This is a genomic window from Ruegeria sp. AB9 (genome assembly GCF_056542585.1).
In genome coordinates this window covers 1-22715 of record NZ_JBQGAA010000009.1, presented here as the reverse complement: position 1 = coordinate 22715, position 22715 = coordinate 1, and the positions used below count along the sequence as shown (strand labels likewise).

General features: G+C 56.9%; 21 protein-coding genes and 1 pseudogene. 9 read left to right on the top strand and 13 right to left on the bottom strand.

Going from position 1 to position 22715, the window contains the following annotated elements:
• Window positions 1–21: 21 nt before the first annotated feature.
• The 7 genes from addA to regB form a co-directional block, all read right to left on the bottom strand.
• Window positions 22–3378 carry a double-strand break repair helicase AddA gene (gene addA / locus ACR0K5_RS16915; protein WP_480630823.1) on the bottom strand — a complete coding sequence of 1119 codons (3357 nt, stop codon included), beginning with the start codon at window positions 3376–3378 and terminating at the stop codon, window positions 22–24.
• Entirely contained in the window at window positions 3375–6299 is a 2925-nt protein-coding gene (addB, locus tag ACR0K5_RS16910) for a double-strand break repair protein AddB (RefSeq protein ID WP_480630822.1), read from the bottom strand. Before addB ends, addA begins: the two co-directional genes overlap by 4 nt.
• Complete coding sequence (locus ACR0K5_RS16905; RefSeq protein WP_480630821.1) at window positions 6292–6978, bottom strand: nucleotidyltransferase family protein; 687 nt, start codon at window positions 6976–6978, stop codon at window positions 6292–6294. The genes addB and ACR0K5_RS16905 overlap by 8 nt, the downstream gene beginning before the upstream one ends.
• Window positions 6975–7979, bottom strand: coding sequence for an aminoglycoside phosphotransferase family protein (locus ACR0K5_RS16900; protein WP_480630820.1), 1005 nt, complete (start codon window positions 7977–7979; stop codon window positions 6975–6977). The genes ACR0K5_RS16905 and ACR0K5_RS16900 overlap by 4 nt, the downstream gene beginning before the upstream one ends.
• Window positions 7976–8449, bottom strand: coding sequence for a tRNA (adenosine(37)-N6)-threonylcarbamoyltransferase complex ATPase subunit type 1 TsaE (tsaE, locus tag ACR0K5_RS16895; protein ID WP_480630819.1), 474 nt, complete (start codon window positions 8447–8449; stop codon window positions 7976–7978). The genes ACR0K5_RS16900 and tsaE overlap by 4 nt, the downstream gene beginning before the upstream one ends.
• 41 nt (window positions 8450–8490) lie before the next feature.
• A complete protein-coding gene (locus tag ACR0K5_RS16890; protein ID WP_480630818.1) occupies window positions 8491–9999 on the bottom strand; it encodes a PAS-domain containing protein in 1509 nt (502 codons plus the stop codon).
• A 66-nt stretch (window positions 10000–10065) separates the two neighbouring features.
• Window positions 10066–11463 carry a sensor histidine kinase RegB gene (regB, locus tag ACR0K5_RS16885; protein WP_480630817.1) on the bottom strand — a complete coding sequence of 466 codons (1398 nt, stop codon included), beginning with the start codon at window positions 11461–11463 and terminating at the stop codon, window positions 10066–10068.
• Between the two features lie 90 nt (window positions 11464–11553).
• Between regB and ACR0K5_RS16880 the strand changes: the two genes are divergently transcribed.
• From ACR0K5_RS16880 to ACR0K5_RS16870, 3 genes are all read left to right on the top strand, one after another.
• Window positions 11554–12180 (top strand): SCO family protein, encoded by a 627-nt coding sequence (locus tag ACR0K5_RS16880; RefSeq protein ID WP_480630816.1) that lies wholly within the window; start codon window positions 11554–11556, stop codon window positions 12178–12180.
• Between the two features lie 80 nt (window positions 12181–12260).
• On the top strand, window positions 12261–12815 hold the full coding sequence (locus ACR0K5_RS16875; protein ID WP_117871212.1) for an ActR/PrrA/RegA family redox response regulator transcription factor: 555 nt from the start codon (window positions 12261–12263) through the stop codon (window positions 12813–12815).
• Window positions 12816–12916: 101 nt separating this feature from the next.
• Window positions 12917–13288 carry a VOC family protein gene (locus ACR0K5_RS16870; RefSeq protein ID WP_480630815.1) on the top strand — a complete coding sequence of 124 codons (372 nt, stop codon included), beginning with the start codon at window positions 12917–12919 and terminating at the stop codon, window positions 13286–13288.
• A gap of 42 nt (window positions 13289–13330) precedes the next feature.
• On the opposite strand, the gene ACR0K5_RS16865 is transcribed toward ACR0K5_RS16870, so the two are convergent.
• Window positions 13331–13924 carry an HD domain-containing protein gene (locus tag ACR0K5_RS16865; protein WP_480630814.1) on the bottom strand — a complete coding sequence of 198 codons (594 nt, stop codon included), beginning with the start codon at window positions 13922–13924 and terminating at the stop codon, window positions 13331–13333.
• A 206-nt stretch (window positions 13925–14130) separates the two neighbouring features.
• Between ACR0K5_RS16865 and ACR0K5_RS16860 the strand changes: the two genes are divergently transcribed.
• The 4 genes from ACR0K5_RS16860 to ACR0K5_RS16845 all read left to right on the top strand — a co-directional run bounded on the left by ACR0K5_RS16860 (window position 14131) and on the right by ACR0K5_RS16845 (window position 17182).
• Window positions 14131–14445, top strand: a complete 315-nt coding sequence (locus ACR0K5_RS16860) for a hypothetical protein (RefSeq protein ID WP_480630813.1) — start codon at window positions 14131–14133, stop codon at window positions 14443–14445.
• A 103-nt stretch (window positions 14446–14548) separates the two neighbouring features.
• A complete protein-coding gene (gene ahcY, locus ACR0K5_RS16855) occupies window positions 14549–15937 on the top strand; it encodes an adenosylhomocysteinase (RefSeq protein WP_480630812.1) in 1389 nt (462 codons plus the stop codon).
• A gap of 13 nt (window positions 15938–15950) precedes the next feature.
• Window positions 15951–16700 carry an extensin-like domain-containing protein gene (locus ACR0K5_RS16850; protein WP_480630811.1) on the top strand — a complete coding sequence of 250 codons (750 nt, stop codon included), beginning with the start codon at window positions 15951–15953 and terminating at the stop codon, window positions 16698–16700.
• Between the two features lie 140 nt (window positions 16701–16840).
• Window positions 16841–17182 carry a DUF2853 family protein gene (locus tag ACR0K5_RS16845; protein ID WP_480630810.1) on the top strand — a complete coding sequence of 114 codons (342 nt, stop codon included), beginning with the start codon at window positions 16841–16843 and terminating at the stop codon, window positions 17180–17182.
• A gap of 219 nt (window positions 17183–17401) precedes the next feature.
• Here the strand turns inward: ACR0K5_RS16845 and ACR0K5_RS16840 are convergent, their stop codons facing one another.
• From ACR0K5_RS16840 to tsaD, 5 genes are all read right to left on the bottom strand, one after another.
• Window positions 17402–18400 (bottom strand): hypothetical protein, encoded by a 999-nt coding sequence (locus ACR0K5_RS16840; protein ID WP_480630809.1) that lies wholly within the window; start codon window positions 18398–18400, stop codon window positions 17402–17404.
• 475 nt (window positions 18401–18875) lie between these two features.
• Entirely contained in the window at window positions 18876–19298 is a 423-nt protein-coding gene (locus ACR0K5_RS16835) for an EVE domain-containing protein (protein ID WP_480630808.1), read from the bottom strand.
• On the bottom strand, window positions 19298–19567 hold the full coding sequence (locus ACR0K5_RS16830; protein ID WP_480630807.1) for a YciI family protein: 270 nt from the start codon (window positions 19565–19567) through the stop codon (window positions 19298–19300). Before ACR0K5_RS16830 ends, ACR0K5_RS16835 begins: the two co-directional genes overlap by 1 nt.
• Before the next feature lies 1 nt (window position 19568).
• Window positions 19569–20531 (bottom strand): NAD(P)H-dependent glycerol-3-phosphate dehydrogenase, encoded by a 963-nt coding sequence (locus ACR0K5_RS16825; protein ID WP_480630806.1) that lies wholly within the window; start codon window positions 20529–20531, stop codon window positions 19569–19571.
• On the bottom strand, window positions 20528–21625 hold the full coding sequence (tsaD, locus tag ACR0K5_RS16820; protein WP_480630951.1) for a tRNA (adenosine(37)-N6)-threonylcarbamoyltransferase complex transferase subunit TsaD: 1098 nt from the start codon (window positions 21623–21625) through the stop codon (window positions 20528–20530). The genes ACR0K5_RS16825 and tsaD overlap by 4 nt, the downstream gene beginning before the upstream one ends.
• Before the next feature lie 98 nt (window positions 21626–21723).
• Here tsaD and ACR0K5_RS16815 point away from each other — a divergent pair, with 98 nt between their 5' ends.
• Entirely contained in the window at window positions 21724–22437 is a 714-nt protein-coding gene (locus ACR0K5_RS16815; protein WP_480630805.1) for a uroporphyrinogen-III synthase, read from the top strand.
• Window positions 22438–22491: 54 nt separating this feature from the next.
• A pseudogene (locus ACR0K5_RS16810) lies at window positions 22492–22715 on the top strand (hypothetical protein); the annotation flags it as partial.

Sequence of the window (22715 nt, the reverse complement as noted above, 5' to 3'; positions counted from 1 at the left end):
TAGGTGCCGCTTCGGGTAAGGTCAAGATATCCGGGCGCGGGCCAATGCATCTGTCACAAGATCGTGTGGCAACCACATCAAGCTTGCCGTTCGGGTCCACAGAATGGCGGTTCGAATGCTGCGGTCCGGATAGATCTGGGCCAGTGCCTGCGCATATGCCCCCATCTGTCGCAGCAGGCCTTCGGGGCAGTCTTCCGCTTGGTTTGGAACGTTGGCATTTGATTTAAAATCAATCACATGCACCTCGCTGTCTGATACGATCAATCGGTCGACGATTCCATGCATCCGCTGTCCGTTCAGATCGGCAGTTATAGGTATTTCGGCGAAAGTGTCGGGAGCGAAGACGCACCGTAGATTTTCAGCTGTCAGTACACATGCGGCCTCGTTCAAAAGCTCCTGCCGGTCCGTTTCCTGCATATCGGGCAGCAACCGGGCGCAAAGCTCTGGCCAAAGGTCTTGAGCCGCCGTGGGAAGGTGTTCCAGCAACAGGTGCAAGTGGGTTCCGCGCAGTTTGGCGGCATTTTCATCTAAACCTGCGTCACCCGGCAGCGCCTTGGCACCGCCCAGATCCGAAGGGCTGAGTGTGCTCGCAAGTTCAATTGGATCTGGCGCTGGATGTTGGAACATTTCTGGCAAATCGGCTAGCTCAACAACGGCTTGCGGCTGATCGATCAAGGCCGGTGCATCCCAATTCCCGTGGGTCAGGCGGCGGATATCGGAATCCGGCAAACGCGCAGCCCCGGCCTTCTCCATCGCGGTCTCAACCATCTGGTACCAGCTATTGCCGTCTTTCCCCAAGTCGCCTGCCGCCGCCACGATCAGCCACTTTTCAGCCCTTGTTAGAGCCACATATAGCAACCGTAGCCGTTCATTTTCCTCGCGGTTGCGCGCCGCTTCCCGAGACTGGGCAATCAGTTTTGGTGAAACATCTGCCGACACTTTCCATAATGGTGTTTCACCGGCCAGCATGATCTCGGCATCGCGTGGCGGCAGGCGTTTGCCCGTGTCCGGCAGGATGACAATCGGAGCCTCCAGCCCTTTTGAACCGTGTACGGTCATCACCCGGATTCTGTTGCCGACACCGCTCATCTGCCGTTTGATTTCCAGATCGTCAGTCTGCATCCAGACCAGAAACCCGGTCAGACTGGGGATATCCGTTCGCTCATAGGCCAGAGCCTGGGATAACAGCGCATTGATGCCGTCTTCAGCTTCGGCCCCCAAGCGGCCCAGTAATTTGCGCCGTCCGTCGTGGCGAGTCAGGATACGTTCGATCAGATCATAGGGGCGCAGAAAGTCGATCTGACTGCGCAGATCGTTCAAAACGGCCAGAGTTTCGGGAAACTCTTCTGCGCGGCCGCGCAGCGCGGCCCAAAGAAACTGCTCTTTTCGTCGGTGTGCCAGATCGAAAAGCTGCCGCTCGGACCATCCGAACAAAGGGGACTTCAGAACCGTTGCTAGCGACAGATTGTCTTCGGGCGTGGCCAGAAAGCTGAGCAGCGCGGCCAGATCCTTCACCGCCAGTTCTGCACCCACTTTCAGCCGGTCTGCTCCCGCGATGGGCAGGCGCAGCGCCTTGCACGCGCGGATGATCTCGGCAAACAAGTCGGAGCGTCGTTGCACGAGGATCAGAAAATCCCCAGGCTTCACTTTTCGACGAACGAGACTACCGGATTTGTCATCTTCCGGGATCGTTTCACCCTGTTCGATCATGTCTTTGATCGATTGCGCAACCTTCTCGGCAAGAATGACGGTGTGGTGCCGCGCGCCGGGCCGATCAACCGGATCGGTCCAATCGCCGTCTTCGGTGTCTTCAACCTTTTCAACAACGGGCCACAGATCAACCCGGCCAGGCAGATCAGCCTTGAATGCGCGGTGCTGACTGTCCTTGTGAAACCCTGCATCAGAGCGGCTTTCAAACAGAATATCGACCAGAGACAGGATCGCGCTGGAGGACCGGAACGAGTATTCCAGCGTCGAATCCCATAGTTTAGAGCCTGATTCAGCTAATTTCCGGCCAAACTCTTCCTGCATTCTGTCAAAGGCCTGCGGGTCGGCGCCTTGAAAAGAATAGATCGATTGCTTCTTGTCGCCGACAACAAAGATCGTACGCTCAACGCCGGATCGAGCCCCTTCTCCGCTGGTGAATTCCTGAGCCAGTTTCTCGACCACGTCCCATTGATCCGGGCTGGTGTCCTGTGCCTCGTCCACCAGAATATGGTCAATGCCACCGTCCAGACGATATAGCACCCATTCGGCCACTGCCGGATCGTTCAGCACCTGCCGTGCACGCAGGATCAGGTCGTCGAAATCCAGCCAGCCTCGCAGTTGCTTGCGCCGTTCATACTCTGGTAGGAAAGCAGCGGCAAAGCGGTGCAAAACCGCGGTTTTCTGCGCTGCGATCAGCGCCAGGCGTTGTTCACGCGCGGCTTCGATCCGCAGCATGAAGGCCTCAAGTTGCGGCATCCGGTCGGCCAGTACACCTTCGCGCAGGGCTTTGGTCGGAAAACTGTTGAGTTTGGCTGTGAAGGGTTCCTTTGCCCCCTTACCAGTCAGTAACACGCCTTCCAGCATGGGCAAATGCGCCAATCGGGCTTCACTGAATCCAGACAGCTTCACAGCGGCCTTGGCGTTGTTGCCGCCGCTTTCAGTCAATGCCAGCAGCATGGATTGGATTAGTTCGACCTCGCCGCCAAAAAAAACCTGCTCAAACAGACTGTTTTCGTCAAACTCGACGGGCAGATCAAACCGGCGCAGCAGATCAGACCACTCCAGCGGCTGCGTAAACAGATTGCGCTTTTGCGTGATTGCGGCAGTCAGCTTGTCAAAACCCGTGTCCGTGACGAACCGAGCCACTTCTTCAATCAGCTCAGCCTGCGGGCCTTCGGCAAAATCCTCAACAATCTCCTCTCGCAACAGGGCCGCTGCTCGGTCTTCCATCTCGGAGAACTGCGGGCTGACTCCGGCCTCCAGCGGAAAGCGCCGCAGCAACGAGGCGCAGAATGAGTGAATGGTCTGAATCTTCAGACCGCCCGGCGCCTCGATGGCGCGGGCAAACAAAGTGCGCGCCTGCGCCAGCCTGTCCGTGTCGATGTCACCGGGTACGCCGAGATCGGTCAGCTGCTCCAACAGCGGATCATTATCCAGCATTGCCCATTCGCCAAGGCGCTTGAACAGACGGTTCTGCATCTCGCTGGCGGCAGCCTTGGTATAGGTCAGGCACAAGATGTGCTGCGGTTGCACCCCGCCCAGCAACAAACGCGCCACGCGGTCCGTTAAAACCCTTGTTTTGCCCGACCCCGCGTTGGCCGCCAGCCAGGTCGAGGCATCGGGGCGCGCAGCCTGCACCTGCCGCTCGGTTGCGTCGTTGCGCGGGCTCATGTCAGGTCCTCTGGGCACGTTTCGGCTGTTCGGTCCCATTCGCCGAACCGCGCCAGGTGATCATAATCACCAATATCCGTATCTTTGTGCAGCATGCGACGGGACGAAAACCCCTGATCAGGCTCTAAATAAGCTGAAACCAGCTCTTTCAACTCGGCAAGAACCTTTGCGGTTGGTTCCTTGACCAAGGGCGCGGCGACCTCTTTGTAACTGCCGCCCATGCCAATGAAGATGGCTTCTGCCACATCTATCGGGTCAATACCCTCAATCCCGCCCTGCTCGGCCATCGCCGCTTCAATCAGCAGCTGTTTGTCAAACTTGGATTGCTGACTTTCCGTCGGTGGCGCACCGGTTTTGTAATCGATGATCCGCAGCGTGCCTCGGCGGTTGTGATCGATCCGATCCGCGCGTCCGACAATGGTGAAATCCAGAGGGTTCAGCACCAGCTTCATTGACGCCTCAAACGCCACCGGACCGCCGTCACCCCTGCGTGAAAGTTCAGCGCTTAAAAAGTCATCCGCGATCCTCTCAAGCCGAGCCAGCCACAGTTTTCGGGCTGTGGGCCAGGCAACATGCTGATCCAACAAGGCGTGCGCCCGTTTCAGGAAATTCTCACGCGTCAGCAAAGCGCTATCGAGCACGCTGTCCTTGACGAAATGCTCAAGGATTTCGTGGATCACAATCCCCCTCAGCAAGGCATCTGGGGCCTGCACAAGCGGATCCAGAGGTTTCAACCGCAGCACATGTTTGGCGTATACGGCATATGGGTCACGGATCAGCCTCTTGATTTCTGTCACCGATAGACGGCGAGGGCGTGCGGCGACCGGTGGGCGCGGAGATGGGCGCGGCGCGGGGCAGATGTGCGGCGCATCTTCCAGAGCCTCGGCCCAGACCAGCCATTTTTGGCCTTGAGCCCGCATTTCAGCCAGAGCCTCAGGGCCACCCTGCCCCGGCAAACCCTGCATCAGGTTGGTCAGCCGATTCAACCAGCGTGACGGCACTGTTTCCGCATCATCCGAGCGGGTCGCGCGGGTCAACCAGACCTCGGGCGCGCCGATGGCCTGCTGGAAGTCATGCGCGGACAGGCCGATCCGGCGTTCGGGCAGCAACAGCCCCGCTTTGTCACGCATCTGTCTGTTCAGCCAGGGATCAGGTGTAGGAGCTTCCGGCCAGCTTCCTTCGTTCAACCCGCCGAGGATCAGCAGGTCGGCACCCTGCACCCGCGCCTCGAGCGTGCCCCAGATCATGATATGTGGATGCGGCGCGTCACGGTCTCGAACCTCTTCGCCCGCAAGCAGAGCGCCCAGCAGATCGGCAAAGTCATGCGCCGTCATCGGGCCGCCATGCTGCGCCTCTTCCCTGAGTGAATTCAGTACCGCCAGCGCCTTTTGGCCGGCGTTCTTGTCCCAAAGAGTACCAGCCTGACCTGTACTGCCGGCCGAAATTGCCTCGGCCAGTGTCATCAGACGCTCCACCCAGTCGGCAAGGTGCAACTCGTTAGTGATCTGCTGGTTGCAGAAGTGATGTGCGACCCATTTGACCCAGTTTTCGGGAGTTTCTGTACGTATTGCAAAAGCCGTGAGGCTAACACAATCAGGAAACGGTGGACCGTGACGGCGTAGGTCAAGCTCCAGATCACGCGTATGCAACAGGTGGGTGCCGCGTTCACCCCCGCCATGGCACAGCGGGTGCTTCAAAAGGGTCAGCAGCGCCTCACATTCCAGACGACGCGTAAACAGGTTGGCCACATGACGCAGAAAACGGCCCGGTGGGGAAAGTTGCAGCGGCAGGCCGGCGCTGTCGTCCGGCACTATATTCCACCGATCCAGCGCAGCGCTGACCTGGCGGGTCAACATGCGGTCCGGCGTGATCAGAGCAGCGGTCTGTCCTGTTTCCGCAGCTTGCCGCAGGCGCAGGGCGATGGCCAATGCCTCGGCACGCGGCGATTGCGCCTCGACCAGTGTCAGGTCCCCGGTTGCGCCTTCCAGGTCGGTCAGTCCAGGCCCTTCAGTCATCCAGGCATCGGTGATGGGTGCCGGACGCAAAGCCAAGGATACCAATCGGTTACGAGCGGGTGAAGGGGTACATAGATCAGTCCATGGGGTGATCTGATCGGGCGCAAGCTCCAACTTGCGCATCAACTTGCGGAATCGGTATTGCGGGTGATCTTCCGAGGTCAGCGCATCACCCAATCCCCGCCAAACGTGGTCTGGTTGGTCGAAGTCAAATCCGGGCAGCACCAGTGCCCCTTGTGGCAGGCGCGCGATGGCTTCCATCAGCATCAGCGTTGTGCCGCGAGAACCGGTGGAGCCTGCCAGAATGACCGGGTGCTGCGGGGGATCAACACGCCAGCGCGCTATCAGGTTTTCGACCACGCAACGCTGGCGGGCCTGAGCATCCATCGTCTGCGCGCCCGTGTCGATGAAATGATCCGCAATGCCGATAAAAGCCTGTGCTCGCGCCCAATGTCCGGACATGTCGCTGACATCCAGCTGCCGGATTGCCTCGGGCGACACGCCTTCGCCCTGCATTTCATCAATCAACGCAGCCAGACTGTCGGACAGGTCAAATACCGAGGACCGGGCGGCCAGATCTGGCTGTTGTTCCAATAGCTTGGATACCAGTTGAGTCAATTCCAGGCGCCGCCGCAGGGGTGGGATGGCCGGTGGAATCTGTGCCAGATCAACGCTTTCCCCCAGGTCCGTTACCAGTGAGAGACGGGGCAGAAGGCACGGCGGCCCTTGATCGAACAGATCGCGGACGCGCCGTTCCATGCGCCGTGTGTTCAGAACCAACTCCACCCGCGCCAAGGCTTCGGGCGGGCCTGAACAGCGCTGCCGCAGGCCATCGACCAACGCCTTTGGAAAATCCGTGCCGGGAGACACGGCAAAAACACGGGGCAGGGTGCCGGGCTCAAACATCAGCCAGCAATTCCTCGGCCAGAGCGATACCTTCAGGGCGACCCACGTCGCACCAGCGTCCCGGGTATTCGAGTGCAAACAGCCGACCCTGATCGTGCATCTGGTTCCAAAGCAGGTTGAGCGAAAACGCCGCTTGTGAAAACGAATGCAAGCCACTTGTCTTGAGGATCTGCGCCCCGCCATAAACCAAACCGGGACCTCGCGTGATCCGTCCATCTTTTTCAGCGATAAAATCACCCGAGCCGGTATGACCCACAGTTCGCGCAACCGGAACGCACATCAGCAGCGCGTCCATGCGGTTTGGGTCCCAAGCTTGTTGCAACAGGGTCAACGGGTTTGGCCCAGACCAAATCGCATCGGTGTTCAACGTGAATACGGGGTCGGCGCCCAACATTGGCAAAGCAGCCCGTAGTCCACCGCCTGTTTCCAAAATCTCGGGCTCTTCCCGAGACAGCAGGACGCCTTTGTGACTGAGATGCGCTTCGAGCTGATCGGCATGGTAATGCAGGTTCGCGACGGTGCGAACAGGACTAACATCTTTGACCAGGTCCAACGCGTGATCAATCAGTGGTCGCTCCGCCACTTCGATCAATGGCTTGGGCCGGTCTTTGGTCAATGCGCCCATACGGGTGCCGAACCCGGCTGCGAAAAGCATTACTGCAAGCGGCGATCCGGTCATTGCGGCTGCAGCCTGGCCAGGTTCTCGGGCGTGGGCCTGGGTAATGCTTCGTGCAGCAAGGACGCCACTGAAACAAGAGCCGGGTGATCCAGATCGCGCATCAGATGCGCCCAGACTGCCGGGATCATGTCCACGTAATGCGGTTTACCGTATTCCGTTGCCAGGCGTGCGAAGACACCAAGGATACGCAGGTTTCTCTGTGCCCCCAATACACTGTAGGCCGTGCGAAAATCATGGTCGTCCATACCCGATGCAGAGATGTAATGGTTGATCATCTGCATTTCGACCCCGGCCGATACGTCGCGGCGTATATCCTGTAGCAACGACACCAGATCGTAGGCAGGGTGTCCCAGCATGGCCGATTGGAAATCCAACAGGCCGACACGCTTTACGCCTTCACGTTCCGGCAGCCACAACAGGTTTTCCGCGTGATAGTCCCGCTGAACGACCACTTTTGCGCCGGATGTTTCACGGTGCAGAATGTCCGCGAACCGGTTTTCAAACCGGTCAAGGGCATCAGTATCGTACGTGCCCTGGATGCCAGCCGCATATTTCGTGAATGCCAATGCAGCCAATTCGGTCATCAGGGCCGGGTCATAGGAGGGCAGGGACAAGGAAGGTGCCCGATGCAGGTGAAGCAGAACATCCGTTGCCGCCCGATATAATTCACGTTCTTTGGTCGGGTCTTTTTTCAAGACTCGTGCAAACAGATCATCACCAAGGTCTTCGAGCAGCAGAAAGCCAAACTCGGCATCCTCGGCAAAAATCTCAGGTGCGCTCAGACCAACCGAACGTAGGTATTCCGCAATGCGTACAAAGGCTTCGACGTCCTCGCCTTTTTCTGGAGGTGCATCCATCAAAACAACGGTGCGCCCGCTTGCGGGATCTGTCAGACGTTCGTATCGCCGGTTCGAAGCGTCGCCCGCCAGCGGCGCATGTGTTGCACCTGCCCAAGGAGTTTGCGCGATCAGGGCCTCGGCAAGAACCGTCCTGTTTGTCATTCAGTTTTCTCCAGTTTTCCCGCCCATTTCGGAGCAGACCAGGATAGGGTCACGCGGCGGAAATCAGCTTTGTTAGGGTCTGTTTCAAAGGTCAGCTTCAACGCGGCTTCGGGTGTCAGCGAACCCAACTTGTCCGGCCATTCCACAAGGCAAATAGCCGTATCAAAAGCTTCCGTCAGGCCAAGTTCGTCAACTTCTTCTGCTGCACTCAGACGATACAGGTCACAATGCCATATTTCACCGGATGGGGTGTCGTAAGCCTGTATCAAAGTGAAGGTTGGCGAGGGCACATCTTCGGGCTCAGGCATCAATGATTGAATGAGGCTGCGTGCGAAATGCGTCTTGCCGCTGCCAATTGCGCCTTCAAGCAGCACAACATCGCCCGGGTGCAGCGATGCTCCCATTCGCGATGCGAATTCTGCAGTTTCTTCGGGTGATTTGAAGGCCAGAGATCGGGCGGTCAGTGTCATGCCGCCACAATGACCCTGCGCCTAACCGGCTGCAACCCGGTTCAGGCGCTGATCTGTTCTATCCCGGTGGTTTTTGCGGGAATTTCGGATTGTGCAAACCGAACGATAGTCGCTCCGTTATGAACCGGCGAGACGGTGCAATCCACAGTGATGCCTGACCTCATCTGAATTTCGGCCGCCCATTCGGCGCGGTTTTCCCGCATTTCTACAAAATCCCGAATCTCACCCAAAATCGGCGTCGCGATACAGAGGTCCTGCCAGCGTCGCGTGACATCTGTGACCGTCTCGGTCTGAAACCCGACCTCTTGCGCGTCTCCCCAAAGCTTCTGGTATGCATAGTTTGTGAAGGCCAGAGTACCGTCGTCTGCAAAGACAGCAATCGCATCCGCCAGTTTGTCCAGAATGGACTGCATCAGATCCATTTCTGATCGAAAGCGCCGCGTCAGCGTGATTTCTGCGGTAATATCCTCGAACAGAAAGGCCACTGCGCCATCCGGGTGCGGGCGGCCGCTGACGGAATAGACCGACCCGGATGGCAGCGACCACGTCTCGTGATAGTTTCCATCTTCTGCCGCTTCGAGAAGGTCGTTCATCTGACGCCGCCAACTGCGGTAGTTCTTGGGTTCCGGCATCATCTGCTGATCCCGCAGTCGGTCGAAAAAGCTGCTGAGGCCGGGGCGACAGCTGAGAAAATCAGGGGGCAGGGTGGTCAGGTCGATCAGGGCCGGGTTGAACAGAGCCAATTGCCGGTTGCGGTCAAAAATGGCGAGGCCGATGGATAATTGTGCAAAAGTCTTGGTCATGGTCTGCACGAATTTGCGCTGGGCGGTTTCCGCTTCGACAATCGCGTTGATATCGACAGCGTAACACAGGTGACCATTTTCATGTTCGATCCGTGCCAAGTCGAACCAAAGCTTACGACCGGTGCCCACTACATCCACCGACAGCCGGGTTTTTCCCGCAGGTCGTGCCGTATCCTCTGGGCATGCGAAAAGAGGTTCAGTCAGATCGGCGTCCTGATCACGTACCTTGCGAACAAGTGTGACGTAGGCAGCATTGCACCACTGCACCCGATTGTTGTTGTCCACCAACCATACCGGATAAGGGGCCTGATCCATGGCCAGCCGGGTTGGTTCGCTTGGGGTAACTGATCCGGAGGAGGAGGCCTTTGCACGCTCGCACAGGCGCACACGGACGACACCGTCAATCCACTCACACACCACTTCGCGCTCAATCGTGAAGTCAATAGCAGATACCACAAGATTGCCCTGATCGCGTACTATGTCGGGAGTTTCGGGAAAGGTGGGGAAATCCCTTTGCAGCAGGCGCCGCAAGTCCTGCCAGTTTCCTACATGCTCGAACCCGGCCAGTGCGATATCAGAATGGCTGATCAGTTTGTCACCATCGAACAGGAATACTGCGTCGAATAGAGAAGTGTTTGAAAACAGACCAAAAGCTTTGTCGCGCTGAACCTGGCGCGGCAACAGCCACAAAACGGCGAAACAGCACGAAACAAGACTGATTGCGGCCAGAATGATCCAATCGGCCATCAAATTCCCCAAGGCTGAACGAAACCCGGGCTGACTATGCGCGCTATTGGTTAACGGTCTCTTAATTCACACCTGAATGCGCGTGTTGGAACCCGAAGGGACCGGGGTGTCACCTTTTTGTGCGTCAATCAAATTGCGTGGCCAAGTCACCTTTACGATAGCCCCGCGCCGATCCGGGTTGTCGGTCAGGTGCTGGTACGGGTCTGAACCATTGGCGAATTCCAACTCGGCGCCGCTGCGTTCCAGCAGGGTTTTGGCGATGAACAATCCCAATCCCATTCCCTCGTACTCCGGGCGTTCTCTCTGATCGGATTCTGCCCGTCTGCGGCGCATAAAGGGATCGCCGATGCGTCCAATCATGTGGGGCGGGTATCCCCGCCCGTCATCCATGATACTGACGGTGATCCTGCCGTCGGTCCACTCAGCCTCGACCCAGACGTTTTCTCGGGCGAAATCGACGGCATTCTGGATCAGGTTACGCAGCCCGTGGATGATCTCGGGTTTTCGCAGGATCGAGGGCTGTTGCACATCCCCGTCCTGCGCCGGGCCTTCGGAAAAATGAACGGCCTTGCCGCGGCCAACATGTGGTTCGGCCGCTTCGTTCACCACTGTCGACAGCGGAGCCTGCCGCAGATGCAGATCATCTTTGCCGGCCCGTCCCATGTCGCGCAAAATGTCACGGCAACGATCGGCCTGCTCGCGGATCAAAGCGGCGTCTTCTTTCAGGTCGGGGCGGTCGTCCAGTTCTTCGATCAGTTCCGCACTGGTCAGTTTTATCGTCGCCAAGGGTGTGCCCAGTTCATGCGCGGCAGCCGCAACGACGCCCCCCAGATCGGTCAGCTTCTGTTCGCGTGCCAGCGCCATATGCGTCGCGGCCAACGCTTCGGACATCGACTGGACTTCGGAACTGACGCGGTGGGAATAGGCGCCGATGAAGACGATGGCGATGATGATTGCGGCCCAGTTGCCAAACAGCAGTATACCCGGGATATCCAGAACAAGCCCAAGGCTTGTCCGCAGCGGAAGATGAAATTCCGCCAGCACTGTTGTCAGAACAATCGCGACGGCTCCGACAATCAGAGTTGACCGCGTGCTCATGACATTGGCTGAAATCGTGACCGGCCCCAGCAGAAGCAGTGCAAATGGATTGTTCAGCCCTCCCGTCAAATACAGCAGAATTGACAGTTGCAGCAGGTCGAACAGAATCATCAGGAAATTTTCAAACTCGGTCAGACGCTTGTTCTGCGGAAACAGCAAAATGGCTGTCAGGTTGCCCATGACAGAAATGCCGATGGCCAGATAACACAGGCCCAGTTCAAGTTGCACATCATAGTATCGCTGGGCGACTGTGATTGCGGTGAACTGGCCTATGATGGCCACCCACCGCAACAGGATCAGGGTCCGCAGACGGATCCAGCTGCTTCGTTCCTGGCCGCGCCAAAAAGTCTGATTGGATTCTGCCATCGGTCATTTATGTCCTGTTGCATCGGCTGTTCATCTTGATAGGTGTCCCGGCCGGAACGATCAACAACCCCTTGCGACCGGATTTTCCAAATGACACGTCTATATGCAATTCTCGCAGCAGTAGTTCTGGCGATTGGCCTGGGTGCAATGTGGCTATTGACGCGCGGCGGTGGATCTGACGACAAGTTCGCGCAATGCCGGTCCAGCCAGATCGCCGGAGGTACAGCCGCAATTGGCGGGCCATTCGAATTGGTGAATGGCAAGGGTGAGACGGTGACAGACAAAGATGTGATCACCGAACCGACGCTGGTCTATTTCGGGTATACGTTCTGCCCGGATGTCTGCCCATTCGACATGTCCCGAAATGCTGATGCCGTCGATATTCTGGCCGAGCGTGGACAATCGGTGACGCCGCTGTTCATATCAATTGATCCCGACCGCGATACGCCCGAAGTGATGGCCGATTATGCCTTTAACCTTGGCGGCAAGACAATTGCGCTGACCGGATCGCCCGAACAGGTCAAGGCGGCCAGCAAGGCTTACAAGACCTATTTCAAGGCGCAAGACAAAAGCGATGAGTTCTATCTGGTTGACCATTCTACCTTTACATACCTGGTCACACCGGAAGACGGGTTTCTGGAATTCTTCAAACGCGATGACACGGCCGAGCAGATGGCGGACAAGGTTGGGTGTTTTCTGGATCAGGCCGCGTCCTAACAAGGTTGTTTGACCTTTGTTTCTGCGCTGCTATTACTCATGTTCGAGCCAAAAGCATGAAATAGCGAAAGACCTAACATATGGCAGACACTTCTCAGCTTGACATCGGCCCTGACAAATCCCTGCTTTTGGTGGATGACGACGAGCCGTTTCTGAGACGTTTGGCCAAGGCCATGGAAAAGCGTGGCTTCGAGGTCGAAACCGCAGGATCTGTTGCCGCAGGCCGCGCAATCTCCACTGCCAGACCACCCGCGTATGCCGTAGTTGACCTGCGACTTGAGGATGGCAACGGTTTGGACGTTGTCGAAGTGCTGCGTGAAAAACGCCCCGACAGCCGGGTTGTCGTTCTGACTGGTTATGGAGCGATAGCTACTGCCGTAGCCGCTGTGAAGATCGGTGCGACCGATTACCTTTCGAAACCCGCTGACGCCACCGACATCACCAATGCGCTGCTGGCCAAGGGGGACGAACTGCCTCCGCCACCGGAAAACCCCATGAGCGCCGACCGCGTGCGGTGGGAACATATCCAGCGGGTTTATGAGCTGTGCGACCGGAATGTTTCCGAGACTGCGCGCCGCCTGAACATGCATCGCAGAACCCTGCAGAGGATTTTGGCGAAGCGCAGTCCTCGTTAAGCCGACAGGACTTTCGATGACAGTTAAGTGATTTGTAACCTTGGGTTTAGTCCGGGATTGTTCGGTCTATATCAAATCTCACTTCAGAACAGGACGTTGCAATGATCGGATATGTAACCGTTGGTGTCTCGGACATGGAGCGCGCGAAAGACTTCTATACCAGCCTCTTCGCGGATAAGGGTGCGAAAGTGGTTTTAGACGCCGGTCGGATCGCATTTATCGGCAATGATCCGGCTGCCCCAATGATTGCTGTTTGCGAGCCTTATGACGGCAATGGCTGTGCAGCCGGAAATGGCACGATGGTTGCCTTTGCCGCCGAGTCCAAGGACGAGGCCAAGGCTCTTTACGACAAAGCCATCAGTCTGGGTGCAACCGATGAAGGTGAGCCGGGTCAGCGCGTCCCAGATCGTTTTTATGGCGCCTATGCCCGGGATCTGGATGGCAACAAAATTTGCTTTTACGTATTTGGGTGAGATCCCAGAAGCGGAGTCAGACGGGCTGTTCAGTTCGCGATCTTAAAGCTGCGTCAGTAGCTCTATATGCCTTTCAGTATATGCTCGTCGAACCTCGATCGGCGGGCGCAACCTGATCTGGAGCCCTTCCATCAACTCTTTGTCCGGGCGACCGAAGAATTTCGTCGCCTCTGCCTCGGAAAACCCCGCAATTTGTGTCGCCTCCATCCAGGCACTAATCTTGTCAGCCTTCTTTATCTGACGTTTCACCGTTTTTGGCACTGCAGCGGGCAGACCGAACCGAATGTGGATCGCGGCGGCCAAACGGTCATCCAGTGCGCCGTAGTCGGGGCCGACAGCGGATTTCACAGGTGAGATCATGTCCCCGATCACATATTCCGGCGCGTCGTGTAACAAGGCCGCCAGCCGCCATTTCACCGGTGCTTTGGGCGCTATTCGGCCAAAAAGCTCTTCGACGAGCAGGGAATGTTCGGCGACGGAATAGGCAAAATCGCCATTTGTTTGCCCATTCCAGCGGGCGACAAAGGCCAGACCATGCGCGATGTCTTCAATCTCGATATCCACCGGGGTCGGGTCCAGCAGGTCCAGCCGGCGTCCGGACAGCATTCTCTGCCATGCTCTGGGTTGTGTTGCCATTCTGCCATGCCTTGTGAAGTAGGACACGTTGAATTCGTGCTTTTGTGCTATGATGTACCTGTCTGGATCACATGCTGCCAACAGTTTCTTGAGCATTCGTGCTTTGAACTGACGTACTGAGATCCCGACATCAAGGACTGAGGGGGGTGCATACTCCTCCCAGTGTGCCCCTCTCGAACCGAAACACGTATCGAAAGGAGCGTCCTATGTTCAAACGTTTATTTGCAATAGCCCTGACCTTCGGAATGGCCGCCACCGCACCGCCTGCCTTTGCCCAGAATTGTGCAGCGCGGGATGACATCATTTCCAAATTGCAGGACAACTACGCCGAGGAATTGGCCTTTGGCGGTCTGCAAAAGACACGCGGTGCACAATCGGTAATGGAGGTCTGGACCTCGAAAGAAACGGGAAGTTACACCGTTTTGGTAACCAACGCGAATGGCATAAGTTGCATAGTCGCCATTGGCACCGATTTTTTTGAAGCGATACCGAAGATAGAAATTGAAGGAAAACCAAGCTGAGATTGGCCATTTAGCTTCCGTTCATAGTCTTCAAAGTTGCCACCTGCCCCAAGGAATGCTAGGGGCAGCCGGAACTGTGAATTTCCGAAACATGGAGCACCTGATGGCCGGGGACTATATCGTTAAAGACATTTCATTGGCAGGGTTTGGCCGTAAAGAGCTGGACATTGCCGAAACCGAGATGCCGGGCCTGATGTCCCTGCGCGCGGAATACGGCGACAGCAAACCTCTTTCAGGTGCCCGCATCGTTGGTTCGCTGCACATGACCATCCAAACAGGGGTTCTGATCGAAACGCTGGTCGCGCTGGGTGCGGACGTGCGCTGGGCGTCGTGCAACATCTTCTCAACCCAGGACCACGCGGCGGCTGCGATCGCCGAAGCCGGTGTTCCGGTCTTTGCCATCAAGGGTCAGACACTGGAAGAGCACTGGGATTATCTGGACAAATCCTTCCTGTTTGAAGACGGCCCGAACATGATCCTCGATGATGGCGGCGACGCGACGCTGTACATCTTGCTGGGCGCTCGTGCCGAAGCGGGTGAAGACATCATCCCTGTTCCGGGTTCGGAAGAGGAAGAAGTGATCAAAAAGCAGATCGCCAAGCGTATGGCGGCAAGCCCTGGCTGGTTCACAAAGATGCGTGATCAGATTCAGGGCGTGTCCGAGGAAACCACCACTGGCGTGAACCGCCTGTATCAGCTGGTTAAGGACGGTCACCTGCCGTTCCCGGCAATCAACGTGAACGACTCGGTCACCAAGTCGAAATTCGACAACAAATACGGCTGCAAGGAATCGCTGGTTGACGGCATCCGCCGCGCTACCGACACCATGATGGCCGGTAAGGTTGCAGTGGTCTGCGGATACGGCGATGTTGGCAAAGGCTCGGCCGCTTCGCTTCGCGGTGCTGGTGCCCGTGTGAAAGTCACCGAAGTTGACCCGATCTGCGCCCTGCAAGCGGCCATGGACGGGTTTGAAGTCACCCTGCTGGAAGATGAAGTCGCGTCGGCAGATATCTTCATCACCACCACCGGCAACAAGGACGTGATCCGTATCGAGCATATGCGCGAGATGAAAGACATGGCCATCGTCGGCAACATCGGCCATTTCGACAACGAAATTCAGGTGGCCAGCCTGAAGAATCACAAATGGACCAACATCAAGGAGCAGGTGGACATGATCGAGATGCCTTCGGGCAATCGTTTGATCCTGCTGTCCGAAGGCCGTCTGCTGAACCTCGGCAATGCCACCGGTCATCCGTCCTTCGTGATGTCAGCGTCATTCACCAACCAGGTTCTGGCCCAGATCGAGCTGTTCACCAAAGGTGATCAGTACAACAACGATGTCTACATTCTGCCCAAGCACCTGGATGAAAAGGTTGCCCGCCTGCACCTGGATCGTATCGGCGTGAAGCTGACCCAGATGGACGCAGATCAGGCCGCCTATATCGGTGTGAAACCGGAAGGTCCGTACAAGCCGGAACACTACCGCTACTAATGCCCGTCTGACGATGACGCAGAACTCTGGACGCCGCCGGTTTGTTTACTCGGCGGCGTCTTTCATTTTCAGGCTTGCGGCAGTGGTGATCCTGTTGGGCGGTGGTGTTTGGTGGGGGTTGGCGCATCCTGACACGCCAGTGCCATCGCATTGGAACCCGTTGCGTGATCTGAAAGTGACCGCTCCGGTTACGCCTGTCACAAAGCTTCAGCTAAATCGCGCGCTGGCTGATGAAGTACAGTGCCGGGCCGTTTTGAAAGAAGCAGGTGTTCGTTTCGAAGCGATGGAGGATCTGGTTGTCGATCAGAACTGCGGTATAGCCGGGCGGGGTCTTCTTTCCCGATTGGTGACATCGCGGATCGAGGGTGTTGAAACCAGTTGCACCACCGCTTTGCGCCTGACCATGTGGGAACATCATGTCGTGCAACCCGCCGCACGGGATTTGCTAGGGACAGACATTTCCCGATTACGCCATGTCGGCAGTTACAATTGCCGTCGTATGCGCACTGCACAGGGCGAAGACAGTGGGTGGAGCAGCCATGCCCGCGCAGACTCGATTGATATTATCGGTGTAGAAACAGTTGACGGCCGGACGCTGACCTTGTTGTCCAACTGGCAGGACGCCGGGCCGAAAGCAGCGTTTTTAAGGCAAATTTGGCGCGGAGCCTGTGGGTGGTTTCGTGTGGTTCTTGGGCCTGATTTCAATCGCTTGCACGCAGACCATTTCCATTTGCAAGGCACTGGTTGGGGGTACTGCCGTTAACTCACCCAGCAAGAATCGTTCCAACATCGTCTAACGGGGAGAAATCGCGATTTTTTTTCCTTTTGGAATAGCCCGGGACGCGGCTACTCTCTCGGCCATCGGTGAAAAGTGCCGGATCAAATGATTAAGGAGAATAGGATATGGGCAAGCGCGACGATCTGATCGCCAAATACGCAGAAGACCTGAAAGCCAAATGCGGTATGGACCCCGATATGGACCTGCTGACCAAGGTCACCATCGGTTGTGGTCCGGCGATCTATGACGCAGATGCGGCAACTGTTGCGGCCAGCCAGGACTCTGAACTGGAAACCGTCAAAAACAACTTCCTGATCAAAAAGCTGGGCCTGGCCGATGGCCCCGAATTGATGGAAGCGATCAACAAAGCCATGGAAACCTATGGCATGTCCGAGCGCAACAAATACCGCGCCGTAGTCTATTACATTTTGACCAAACATTTCGGAAAAGAAGCCGTTTACAGCTGATCCCTCGCGAACTCAAAAAACCGCCCGCTGAATTCTCGGCGGGCGTTTTTAATTTGAGTTGTTATTTAAAGACTTGGCGTTTGAAACGCAGAGCGTGATTGGGCTAAGTTCGATCTGTGACCAGGACGGTCAGAACCAGATATTTCCATACGCGTGTGGTGAGTAGGGAGCACGCGGGGGTAGGGAAGGTTCTGCATCGTCAGGACCTTCCCTCATTTCTTATCTGAACTCGTTAAGAATGCGCGCAATGAAATTATCGAATTCGGTGGGCTGAGAATCCGAAGTCCTTCGCGCAGCACCACCGCTACCGGCCAGGTAAACTTCTATCCGTCCCGGGCGGGTTTTGCTGCCCGAATTTGTGAAGTCTCTTAAAACACCGCCTAGAGCATCAGCGGCCAGTGCAGCGTTTTCAGCGTCGCTTGAGTGGTAAAACCGAACCTGTGTTTCCCTGATCCGAAAACCCACGCGGTCCGTTGACACCACTGTTGCCCGACCTTGTGTGAGTAATTCGAATGCCCGGCTGCTGGCCTCTTGCGTCACTCTCGACGGAACAAAAAGAGAGACTTCCAGATCAATAGGGGATTGCGCGGGTTGAAGCGGTTTTACCTCTGCATAAGATGGAACTGCAGATAACGTGATCTCTTGCGGGACGGGATCGAAATCCATCAAAGATGACTGCGAAAAAATATCTTTATTCAATAGGTTAGAGTGTCGACTTGGAGGTTCCACAGGGGTTGGAACCAAGGCTTGAATACCCGCAGGAGCAGCGGCGGCCAGGATCGGATCGAGCTGTGCCGGAATGAAGATCGCTGGTGGAGACGAAGGCACGTCCGGTTCCTGTCTTGGAACTTGCGGTATTGGTTTCGTCATCTCTCGGCCATCTGAATCCGAAATATTTTCAGTAGGAATTGGTGACGTTACAACCGCCTCAACCAAGACACTCTGGTCGAGAGGTGTTTCATTGATCGCATCTTCGGTTTCTTCGATGATTGATGGGTTGGGATCAGGTGCAGCCTCAGGAGCCTCGGATTCGGCAAGCACCTGTGCTGCAAGTGTATCCTGCTGAACCGGCAAACTTGCGATCCCGGTCGTGGATGCGCTGTCTGAAAGCAATTCCTCGATTTCAGGAAAGTTCTCGGAAAACGTATCCAGGTTTTCTGAGGCCGGTTCGTTATTAGTGTGCCAAATTTCGGAAATATTTGTGATTGCCCATTGCAAGAACGCGCCGCAAGCCAAGGCTGCCAGTATTATCCCTGCTCTGAATTTGGGTTTTTTCCTGACCGGTAGTTCTTCCAGATAAAGTGAACGGACCCGGTCGGATACGATCTCTTCGATTTGGGTTTCGTCCGGTTGGGGCAGATATGCGGTCTCGGATGAATTCAAAACGCGTCTTTCAGGCGCCTCTTCCTGTGCTCCGGTAAGCACTTTTGCGCGCTTTTCACGCGCCTCTTTCAGGCGCGCCTCCCAGTTATTAGAGTTCTTCGCAGCAATGGCGTCTTCGAATATCCCACTGCTGCCTTCATCGTCAGACATGGGTTCATACTTTCAAGAAAGACCGAACTTTATTCGAACACCGCCAAGTGTTTACGATTGCAGGATGCGCAATCGACTTGCCCCCACTCGGCAAAGCCCATGGAAACATAACATCTTGTCCGGCGTTTGAGAAGTTCTGCGCCTGACGACGCTTTCCCGTTCAATCAGGCTGCGTCTCACCCAACGTGCAAATCACCTGCCATTCATCCTCGGTCACGGGTTGCACCGATAAGCGAGAGTTCTTCACCAGCACCATGTTCGCCAGACGTTCGTCGCCTTTGATCTGGTCCAGCGTTACGTGTTTAGAAAAGGGCCGTACCGCCTTGATATCCACGCATTCCCAGCGCGCGTCGTCGGTGGTGCTGTCGGGATGGACCTCGGCGCACACTTCGACAATTCCAACCACCGATTTGTCTTTTTGCGAATGGTAGAAGAACCCCCAATCCCCAACGGCCATCTCGCGCATGAAATTACGCGCCTGGTAGTTGCGTACGCCGTCCCATTCCTCGCCCGTGTCACCCTTTGCCACCTGCTGATCCCAACTCCAGGTCGAGGGTTCGGATTTGAACAACCAATACGCCATCAGCCGATCACCTTCTTCCACGGGATCAGTTCAACCGATTGGAACAATCCTGCGTTCGCGTAAGGGTCGTTGTCGGCCCAGGACTGCGCGGCGGCCAAATCTTCGACGTCGAGTATAACCAAGGAACCAATCATGGCGTCGCCGTCCAGCAGCGGCCCGGCCTGAGAGACCACGCCGGTTTCTTCAATATAGGCCAGATGATCCTCGCGGTTGTCCAATCGGGTTTGCAATGCGCCGGGTTTGTCACGAGCGATGAGGGCGATCAGCATGTTATTCCTCCTTGAGGGGTCGGTTGAGCAGGTTTTGAATGGCCTCAGTGACACTGTAGGCGCCGTGGCTCAGATCCGCCACTGTGGCGCTGATAGGCATGTCCAGCCCATCCTTGGCCGCGATGTCTGACATGGCGCGAGCGGTGGCGACGCCCTCGACCGTTGTTTGGCTGTCGAAGGGCTGATTCAGACCCAAACTAAGGCCAAAACGGTAGTTTCTGGACAGATCAGAAGAACAGGTCAGCACCAGGTCGCCGAGCCCGGACAGGCCCATCAGGGTGTCGGGACGCGCGCCACGCATGGCGGCGAAACGCTGCATTTCTGCAAATCCGCGCGTCATCAACGCAGCCCGGGCGCTGTCTCCCAGCCCAGCACCGATGGCAGCCCCGCAGCCGATGGCCATGACATTCTTCAATGCTCCGCCCAATTCAGCCCCTATCGTGTCAGTCGTGCGATAGAGGCGCAAGTTCGCTGTGGTCAGTTCGGTCTGCAACGACTTGCCGAGTTCCGTATCTTCGCAAGCCAGTGTTAGCGCCGTGGGTAATCCACGTGCGATGTCATCGGCGAAACTGGGTCCCGTCAGCAAAGCGATGCGGGCATCCGGGATAACGTCTTTTATGACCGCCACTGGGCCGAGGCCGGTGGACAGTTCAATCCCTTTGCAACAGGCCACCAGTGTCTTGCCGCGCAGCTTTGGAGCGTGATCTTGCAAAGCGCGGCGTAACTTCTGCATCGGTACGGCCAGCAGAAGCGTTACGGCGCTGGATGCCTCGTCTATATCCGAAGTCGCGGCGACGTCCTTCGGCAAGCGTAACCCAGGAAGTCGGGCCGAGTTTTCGCGTACTTCTTGCATGTATCGCGCTTGCTCTGTGTTTCTTGACCAAAGCCTCACCGGCCCATTTCCCGCCAGAGAGATTGCAAGCGCAGTGCCAAACGCGCCGGAACCTAAAACGGATACGCTCATGCTTTGGCCCCTTTCTTGCCGCTGCCCAGCATTGCCGGACTGCGCTGATCCAGAGGCCAACGGGGGCGGGCGGTCAGGTCCAGACCGTCACGTGCGCCGGTACGGAAACGCTCAAGGCCCGCGTAAGCAATCATCGCAGCATTGTCCGTGCATAATGCCAGCGGGGGCGCAGTAAACCGCGTGCCTTTTTCGGCGCATACAGTCTCTAATACGGACCGAATGGCTGAGTTAGCGGCCACCCCGCCGGCGACGGCGATCACAGGATCAGTCGGATTGTGATCCAGATACAGATCGATCGCACGACGGGTTTTCTCGGCCAATGTGTCCACGATCGCTTGCTGGAACCCGGCGCACAGATCCGCACGGTCCTGACGGGTCAGGCCGCCCTTTTCGGCCACGATCTGGTCGCGCATCCGCATCAGGGCAGTTTTCAGTCCTGAGAAGGACAAATCACAACCGGGCCGGTCCAGCAGTGGTCTGGGAAAGCGAAAGTGCTTGGGGTCCCCGGCGCGCGCCTCGGCCTCGACCGCAGGGCCGCCGGGTTGTGGCAGGCCCAGCAGACGGGCGGTTTTGTCAAAAGCTTCACCCGGCGCATCGTCGATGGTGCCTCCGAGGCGGGTGAAGTGTTCGGGCCCGTGGGCGATCAGGTACTGGCAATGACCCCCCGATACCAGGAGCATCAGGTATGGAAAGGCAATCCCGTCGGTCAGGCGCGGCGTCAGCGCGTGACCGGCAAGGTGATTGACACCGACCAGTGGCAGGCCGGTTGCCGCGCTAAGCCCTTTGGCGCACATCACGCCCGACATGACCCCTCCGATCAGGCCCGGACCGGCGGTAACGGCGATGGCGTCCATGTCCCGCAGTGACAGACCGGCGGAGTCCAGTGCCTGCACAACGCAGATATCCAGCTTTTCAGCGTGAGCCCGGGCTGCAATCTCGGGAACAACTCCACCAAAAGCACTGTGCAAATCAGTTTGACCATGTACGACGGATGACAGGATTTCCGCCTTGGCACCTTTGGTCTGGCGCACGATGGCTGCGGCCGTGTCGTCACAGCTGCTTTCCAATCCCAGTATGGTAAGTGTTTGCACCATCACCCTGATCCGTTGCATCATGATCTTACGGCGGGGTATCACCCTGCGCGGATGCAAACAATCCTCAAGGGCCAAGGCGCCACACGTTGTATTTGTTGATGACCCGCCCGCGCGCAGCCTCTGAAAGGTTCGTTGCGCAGTTGCCAACCCGCACCAGATCCCGGGTCGAGGTTGTTTATTCTCCGATTATGGAGATTCGACCTCTGCCTGTTGAGATGAACACTGAAGGTGTGCGGGGATTGATTTTTACCTCGGCCAACGCGGTGAATGCAGCGGCCTCGAAAGGTGTTGACCGTAATTTGCCTGCCTTTTGTGTTGGGCCAGCGACGACCGGGACTGCGAAGGGTTACGGTTGGTCGGCCGAAATGGTCGGGGCCACGGCAGAGGAACTGGTAGGGCATCTGCTCAAGCGCCGGCCCGAAAGTCCCCTTTTGCATTTGAGGGGTGAGCACACGCGCGGGAATGTTGCTGGCCGGCTGACCGAATCCGGCCTGACTGTGCGGGAGCAGCCGGTCTATCAACAACGATTGTTGCCGCTAACACCCGAGGCGACCCAGGCGGCAGATGGAGATTTGCCGGTAATCGCACCGCTTTTTTCGCCAAGAACGGCGCGACATTTTGCCGATATTTGGGCTGGTTCTGCGCCTCTCTGGCTGGCTGCAATCAGTCAGACCACAGCCGATCCCCTTTATTCCTTGGACTATGCGCACCTGAAGATCGCGAAAGAGCCGACACCGAAGAAAATGCGTAAGGCTGTTAAAAAGCTTGTGAAACATGCGTTGCGGGTTGAGGGCGGCGAGGTCCCCGATTAACTTAACCTGGGCTGTTATTCATCTGAATTTGGATTCGATAAGGGGAATATTGCGGTGGCTGGTAAGAAGAAACCCGAAGAAAAGCCGGTGGAAGACCCCAAGGCGGATGATGTTACCGAATCTGAACAGCAACAGGAAGATACACCTGTTGACCCGACTAAGCCTGTAGAAGAGAACCTTTCCGAAGCCGAAGCCGAAGCCGAAGCCGAAGCCGAAGCCGAAGCCGAAGCCGAAGCCGAAGCCGAAGCCGAAGCCGAAGCCGAAGCCGAAGCCGAAGC

What these genes read in the sequence shown, in the direction of transcription:
- ACR0K5_RS16900 (WP_480630820.1), bottom strand. Translation starts at nt 7,979, where the DNA reads ATGACAAACAGGACGGTTCTTGCCGAGGCCCTGATCGCGCAAACTCCT.
- ACR0K5_RS16875 (WP_117871212.1), top strand. Translation starts at nt 12,261, where the DNA reads ATGGCAGACACTTCTCAGCTTGACATCGGCCCTGACAAATCCCTGCTT.
- ACR0K5_RS16830 (WP_480630807.1), bottom strand. Translation starts at nt 19,567, where the DNA reads ATGCTGATCGCCCTCATCGCTCGTGACAAACCCGGCGCATTGCAAACC.
- ACR0K5_RS16880 (WP_480630816.1), top strand. Translation starts at nt 11,554, where the DNA reads ATGACACGTCTATATGCAATTCTCGCAGCAGTAGTTCTGGCGATTGGC.
- ACR0K5_RS16870 (WP_480630815.1), top strand. Translation starts at nt 12,917, where the DNA reads ATGATCGGATATGTAACCGTTGGTGTCTCGGACATGGAGCGCGCGAAA.
- ACR0K5_RS16865 (WP_480630814.1), bottom strand. Translation starts at nt 13,924, where the DNA reads ATGGCAACACAACCCAGAGCATGGCAGAGAATGCTGTCCGGACGCCGG.
- ACR0K5_RS16905 (WP_480630821.1), bottom strand. Translation starts at nt 6,978, where the DNA reads ATGACCGGATCGCCGCTTGCAGTAATGCTTTTCGCAGCCGGGTTCGGC.
- addB (WP_480630822.1), bottom strand. Translation starts at nt 6,299, where the DNA reads ATGTTTGAGCCCGGCACCCTGCCCCGTGTTTTTGCCGTGTCTCCCGGC.
- regB (WP_480630817.1), bottom strand. Translation starts at nt 11,463, where the DNA reads ATGGCAGAATCCAATCAGACTTTTTGGCGCGGCCAGGAACGAAGCAGC.
- ACR0K5_RS16890 (WP_480630818.1), bottom strand. Translation starts at nt 9,999, where the DNA reads ATGGCCGATTGGATCATTCTGGCCGCAATCAGTCTTGTTTCGTGCTGT.
- tsaE (WP_480630819.1), bottom strand. Translation starts at nt 8,449, where the DNA reads ATGACACTGACCGCCCGATCTCTGGCCTTCAAATCACCCGAAGAAACT.
- ACR0K5_RS16845 (WP_480630810.1), top strand. Translation starts at nt 16,841, where the DNA reads ATGGGCAAGCGCGACGATCTGATCGCCAAATACGCAGAAGACCTGAAA.
- ACR0K5_RS16835 (WP_480630808.1), bottom strand. Translation starts at nt 19,298, where the DNA reads ATGGCGTATTGGTTGTTCAAATCCGAACCCTCGACCTGGAGTTGGGAT.
- ACR0K5_RS16850 (WP_480630811.1), top strand. Translation starts at nt 15,951, where the DNA reads ATGACGCAGAACTCTGGACGCCGCCGGTTTGTTTACTCGGCGGCGTCT.
- ACR0K5_RS16860 (WP_480630813.1), top strand. Translation starts at nt 14,131, where the DNA reads ATGTTCAAACGTTTATTTGCAATAGCCCTGACCTTCGGAATGGCCGCC.
- addA (WP_480630823.1), bottom strand. Translation starts at nt 3,378, where the DNA reads ATGAGCCCGCGCAACGACGCAACCGAGCGGCAGGTGCAGGCTGCGCGC.
- tsaD (WP_480630951.1), bottom strand. Translation starts at nt 21,625, where the DNA reads ATGGTGCAAACACTTACCATACTGGGATTGGAAAGCAGCTGTGACGAC.
- ACR0K5_RS16825 (WP_480630806.1), bottom strand. Translation starts at nt 20,531, where the DNA reads ATGAGCGTATCCGTTTTAGGTTCCGGCGCGTTTGGCACTGCGCTTGCA.
- ahcY (WP_480630812.1), top strand. Translation starts at nt 14,549, where the DNA reads ATGGCCGGGGACTATATCGTTAAAGACATTTCATTGGCAGGGTTTGGC.
- ACR0K5_RS16815 (WP_480630805.1), top strand. Translation starts at nt 21,724, where the DNA reads ATGACCCGCCCGCGCGCAGCCTCTGAAAGGTTCGTTGCGCAGTTGCCA.